This is a genomic window from Pseudomonas sp. BJa3 (assembly GCF_026343815.1).
Classification (GTDB): domain Bacteria; phylum Pseudomonadota; class Gammaproteobacteria; order Pseudomonadales; family Pseudomonadaceae; genus Aquipseudomonas; species Aquipseudomonas soli.
On the sequence record NZ_JAOXMC010000631.1, the window covers coordinates 1 to 228 of the forward strand.

Sequence of the window (228 nt, forward strand, 5' to 3'; positions counted from 1 at the left end):
TGGAACGCATCTACCACCCCAACGATGGCATGAAGATGGGCCTGGTCGAAATGATCCAGGACGTGGTCAAGCGTGCCGAGGAAGGCCGCGTACAGGTCGCGGCCGATCGCGACGCCGCGCCTGCGCAGCCCAAGCTCACCGACGAGGCCGGCATCGGCCGCGTGCTCAGCGCCATCGAGGATGGCCGCTATTCCGACGCGGACCTGGAGAAGCTGCGCGCGCAGTGGG

At 67.5% G+C, this 228-nt stretch carries 1 protein-coding gene; it reads left to right on the top strand.

The features are described from left to right. On the top strand, positions 1-228 hold a 228-nt coding region (locus tag OH705_RS29070), incomplete at both ends, for a hypothetical protein (protein ID WP_267303682.1).